We start from the raw sequence: 4,617 nt of genomic DNA on the forward strand, positions 1-4,617 counted from the left end.
CCAGAAGATCGACGGGGCGAAACAGCAAGGCCCGGATTAACCAACAGGGTCCCCTCCCGGTCCGGGCCCCGCCTCGGTGTTACGGCGCCATCTCGTACGCCCCGGCCAGCGCCTCGACGCGCTCCCAGACCCGCGTCGAGCGGGCGGCGTCGGCGACCGGGCGGCGGACCGCCCCGAGCGCCCAGCGCTGCTGTTCCGCGGTGGCGGAGTCCTTGCCGTGCAGTTCGACGGCGTGCGCGGAGAAGTCGCGGACGAGGACGGCGAACAGTTCGTCGAGCACGTCCTCGTCGAGTCTGGTCAGGCGCGCCTGTTCAAGGATCAGCTGGCCGTGTACGACCAGCGCGAACAACTGGCCGACGGCGAGGAGAAGATCGAGGTCACGGCTCTGCTCCTCGTCGGGGGCCGCGGTGGTGGCGAACGCGCACAGCGCGTCCGCCTGCTCCCGGAAGCGGCCGACGTTGGCCACCTGGGGGTACGCGTCGTAGGCGGTGCGCCAGTCGTGGAACCGTACGGAGCCGAGGCCGCGAGCCGGTCCCTGGCGGAAGAGGAACGCGTCGTCGGCCGCGTCCAGACGGGTCGGCACCGGCGCGTACTCGGCGGGGTGCAGCAGGTGGTTGCGCAGGAACTTGAGAATCAGCGCGAGGTTGACATGGACCGTGCCCTCCAGCTTGGGCAGTCCCCGGATCTCGGTGGCGGCCTGGGCGAAGTAGGTGTCCTTCTCGAAGCCCTTGGCGGCGATGACGTCCCACATCAGGTCGATGACCTTCTCGCCCTCCGTGGTCACCTTCATCTTCGTCATGGGGTTGAAGAGCAGGTAGCGGCGGTCGTCGGGGCCGGCCGAGCGGAAGTAGTCGACGGCACGGTCGCTGAACAGCTTCATGCCGACGAGGCGGACGTACGCGTCGGTGAGTTCGCGGCGCACATGGGGGAACGCGGTCACGGGGCGGCCGTAGAGGATGCGGTGGTGCGCGTGGGTGACGGCCTCGTACATCGCGTGCTCGCAGATGCCTATCGAGGCGGTGCAGAGGTTGAACTTGCCGACGTTGACCGTGTTGAGGGCGGCGTCGAAGGCGGCGCGGCCGGTGTGCAGCACGTCGTCGGGCCCGACCGGGTAGTCGTCGAGACGGAACTCGCTGACATACTTCGAGGAGTCGACGACGTTCTTCACGAGGTGGTACGCCGGGTGACGGCTGTCGGCGGCGAAGAAGACATAGCCGTCGGGCCCCTCGATGTCGGTGCGACGGCCGAAGACCGAGACGAATCCGGCGGCATTGCCATTGCCGATGTAGTACTTGGAGCCGTTGGCCCGGAAGCCGCCATGGCCGTCGGGCTCCAGCAGCAGGTCGGTGGAGTAGATGTCGGCACCGTGGGTCTTCTCGGACAGGCCGAAGGCGAACACCTCACCCTGGGAGAGGAGTTCCGCCGCGCGGTTGCGGGCGGTGGTGTTGTCGCTCTGCCAGACCGGGCCGAGGCCGAGGATGGTGACCTGCCACGCATACCAGTAGTCGAGGCCGTAGAAGCCGAAGATCTCGTTGAGCGCGGCGATCCGGGCGGTGTCCCAGCGCCTGTTCTCCTGGCCGGTGGCGGCCTGCGGCCTGCCGGTGGCGGAGGCCGGGGTGAGGAAGGTCGCGAACAGCCCTTCCCTGGCGGAGAACGCGAGGAAGTCCGCCGGCCAGGCACGGGAGCGGTAGTCCTCGGTCAGCTTGCGCTTGCCGCGCCCCTCGAACCAGTCGACGGTGGCGCGCAGCAGCCTGCGGGTCTCGGGGTCGAAGTGCGCCGGGTCGTAGGTGCGCGGGTTGAACAGCAGCGGGTCGGCCATGGATTCGCCTTTCCGGCTTGAGAGTTGAGAGGTGAGAGGTGAGGGTTGCGGATGTGTGCGACGAGTGGCTCATCGGCGCCGGGTCAGCGCTCGGACTCGGAGCGGATCCGGTGGAGGGTGGCGAGTACGTCATCGAGCCAGCCGAGCGTCATCCGCTCATAGGCGATGCCGCCGCGCAGTACGACGTGTTGCAGTTCCCTCCCGGCGTCGGGCGTCCCGGGAGCCTGGGGTCCGGTGAAGTCACGGAGCTCCCCCGCGAGGTAGTGCGCGAGCCGGTCGGTGTGCGCCCGGTGGTGGCGTTCGACCTCCCGGATCAGCGCGGCCGGGTCGTCGAAGGCCGCACCCCGGATCTTCACGGCGAGGTCGTGCCGGATGCTCTCGGGTTCGACCGGTTCGTGCAGCCAATGGGAGAGGGCCGTCCGCCCCGGGGCGGCCACGGAGTACTCCCTCTTGTCCGGCCGGCCCTGCTGCGGCACCTCGCGAACGTCGATCCAGCCATCGCCCTCCATCCGCTTGAGGACGCGGTAGATCTGCTGATGAGTGGCGGTCCAGAAGTGACCGATGGACCGCTCGAACCGCCGGGCCAGCTCATAACCGGAGCCGGGCTTCTCCAGCAGGGAGACGAGGATCGCATGTTCGAGCGCCATGCCCCGAATCCTGCTATGCAACTCGTTTCATAGACAAGCCGTACCGCCCGGGTGAGACACGGCTCACCCGGTGAGTCGAGTGCACCGACGCATCGTTTCTCCACAGCCAAACACACGTTCACCAGGTATTCGCCTATGGTCTGTGCCCGTTCCACACCTCACCGAGAACGAACGCACCGGGGGATCACCATGGACACTCCGCGGCACCTCGCCGCCCATCTGGGACTCGACCTCGCGGCCGTCTGCCTGCTGACCTTTCGGATCTACTACCCACGGCACCGGCGCCGCGACCTCGTCCCGGCCTGTCTGGCCCTGAACATCGGCCTGTTCGCCGTGGTCTACGCCCTCGCCGCGGTGGGCGGCCGCGGCGGCACATCGCTGGGCCTCGGCCTCTTCGGGGTGCTGTCCATCGTCAGGCTCCGTTCCGACGCCGTCCAGCACGAGGAGGTCGCGTACTACTTCACCACCCTGGTCCTCGGTCTGCTCTGCGGACTGCCGCACCTGGCGTTCGCCCTGACCGCCGGGCTGTGCTCCGTCCTGCTGCTGGTCGTCCACGCGGCCGACCACCCCCGGCTGCTGGCCCGCTCCCGTCGCACCCTGGTCACGCTGGACGCCGTGCACGAGGATCCGGCCGCCCTGCGTGCCGATCTCGCACGGCGGCTGGGCGAGCCCCTCCACTGGACGGTCGTGGAGGTCGACTTCGTCCGCGACCTCACCGTCGTGGACGTCCGCTACCGCGAGCCCCTGCCGGAGCCGGACCGGAACTCCCGCGGCACGCTCCCCGCCACGCCCGTCCGGGAGTCCGTGTGACCGCCGTCGCGGGGCCCTTGCCGGAGCCGGCGGCCGTCCAGGGCATCCGCACCGCCGCCCACGCCGCCGCCCCCGTCTCCCTGGCCGAACTCAACGAACGAGCCGAACTCCTCGCCCGCTTCGACCGCAGCTATCTCGTCCCCGCGGCGGTCTTCCTGCGGCTGGCCGAGCGCCTGACGGACCCCCGGCGCCCCGGCGGTCCCTTCCGGGCCCTGACGATCGGCGGCCGACGCACCTTCCGCTACCACTCCGTCTACTACGACACCCCGGGGCTCCGTACCTTCCACGATCACCGCCAGGGCCGCAGACTCCGCTTCAAGATCCGCGAGCGGGTCTACGAGGACTCCGGGGAGCGGCAATTCGAGATCAAGCTCAAGGGGCGGCGCGGCGACACCGTAAAACACCGTCGCCCCCTGACCGGCACCGACACCCCGCTCGACCCCGGTCACCGGGCCTTCCTCGCCGACACCTTGGCACGCGCCTACGGCATCGGCTCCCCGGCGGCGCTGGCCCCTTCGCTCAGCACCGGCTATCTGCGCACCACCCTGGTGGCGGACGGCGAGCGCATCACCTGCGACGCCGCGCTGGTCTGCGACGACCTGCGCACGGGCCGGACCGTGCGCTGCGACGCAGGCCTGGTCCTCGTCGAGACAAAGACCACCAGTCATCTCACCGACGCGGACCGGCTGTTGCACTCCTGGGGGATGCGCCCGGCGATCTTCACCAAGTACTGCGGCGCCCTCGCGGCCCTGCGCCCCGCCCTCCCCGCCAACCGCTGGCGCCGCGCGGCACGGAGGGCGTTCGGCGCTCCGGAAGGCTCAGCGTGCTCCGCGCCGGCGCAGCCGGCCGGTCAGTGCCAGGGCGAGGGCGAGGCCGCCGGTGAAGTACAGCTGCACCCGGGTGCCGGAGTCGAGGGTCATCAGCACCAGCACTCCGCCCACTCCGGCCAGCGTCACCCAGCTCAGCCAGGGGAAGCCCCACATCCGCACCACGAGCTTCCCGGGCGCCTCGCGTTCCAGCCGGCGGCGCAGCAGCAGCTGTGCGGCGGCGATGAAGCCCCATACGATCAGCACGACCCCGCCGACCATGTTGAGCAGCCAGGCGAAGACGGTGGTGGGCCACCAGTACGACAGCAGTACGGTGCAGAAGCCGAACGCGGACGAGGCGAGCACCGCGCGGCGCGGGACGCGGTGGGAGACCTTGCCGAGGGCCCTTGGGCCCTGGCCGCGCACGGTGAGCGAGTAGGCCATGCGCGAGGAGCCGTAGATGTTGGCGTTCATCGGATACCTCCGAGGAGACCCCCGCCTTCAGGCGGGGGAGGAATCGGACTCCTGCGGAGCA

4 protein-coding genes and 1 pseudogene are annotated in these 4,617 nt (G+C 70.0%); 2 read left to right on the forward strand and 3 right to left on the reverse strand.

Features of this window, described 5'->3' with window-relative positions:
- Positions 1-79: 79 nt before the first annotated feature.
- Positions 80-1,819: an acyl-CoA dehydrogenase family protein gene (locus ABCR83_RS32145; RefSeq protein ID WP_462698795.1), complete on the reverse strand. Its 1,740-nt coding sequence runs from the start codon at positions 1,817-1,819 to the stop codon at positions 80-82.
- Between the two features lie 83 nt (positions 1,820-1,902).
- Positions 1,903-2,466 carry a PadR family transcriptional regulator gene (locus tag ABCR83_RS32150; protein WP_462698796.1) on the reverse strand — a complete coding sequence of 188 codons (564 nt, stop codon included), beginning with the start codon at positions 2,464-2,466 and terminating at the stop codon, positions 1,903-1,905.
- Positions 2,467-2,655: 189 nt separating this feature from the next.
- Between ABCR83_RS32150 and ABCR83_RS32155 the strand changes: the two genes are divergently transcribed.
- Together ABCR83_RS32155 and ABCR83_RS32160 are read left to right on the forward strand one after the other, a co-directional pair.
- Positions 2,656-3,276: a DUF4956 domain-containing protein gene (locus tag ABCR83_RS32155; protein WP_462698797.1), complete on the forward strand. Its 621-nt coding sequence runs from the start codon at positions 2,656-2,658 to the stop codon at positions 3,274-3,276.
- A pseudogene (locus ABCR83_RS32160) lies at positions 3,273-3,968 on the forward strand (polyphosphate polymerase domain-containing protein); the annotation flags it as partial. The gene ABCR83_RS32155 and the pseudogene ABCR83_RS32160, both read left to right, overlap by 4 nt.
- Positions 3,969-4,094: 126 nt before the next feature.
- On the opposite strand, the gene ABCR83_RS32165 reads toward ABCR83_RS32160, so the two are convergent.
- Positions 4,095-4,526 carry a hypothetical protein gene (locus ABCR83_RS32165; protein WP_462698798.1) on the reverse strand — a complete coding sequence of 144 codons (432 nt, stop codon included), beginning with the start codon at positions 4,524-4,526 and terminating at the stop codon, positions 4,095-4,097.
- Positions 4,527-4,617 lie beyond the last annotated feature (91 nt).

It is taken from the genome of Streptomyces xingningensis (assembly GCF_054957865.1).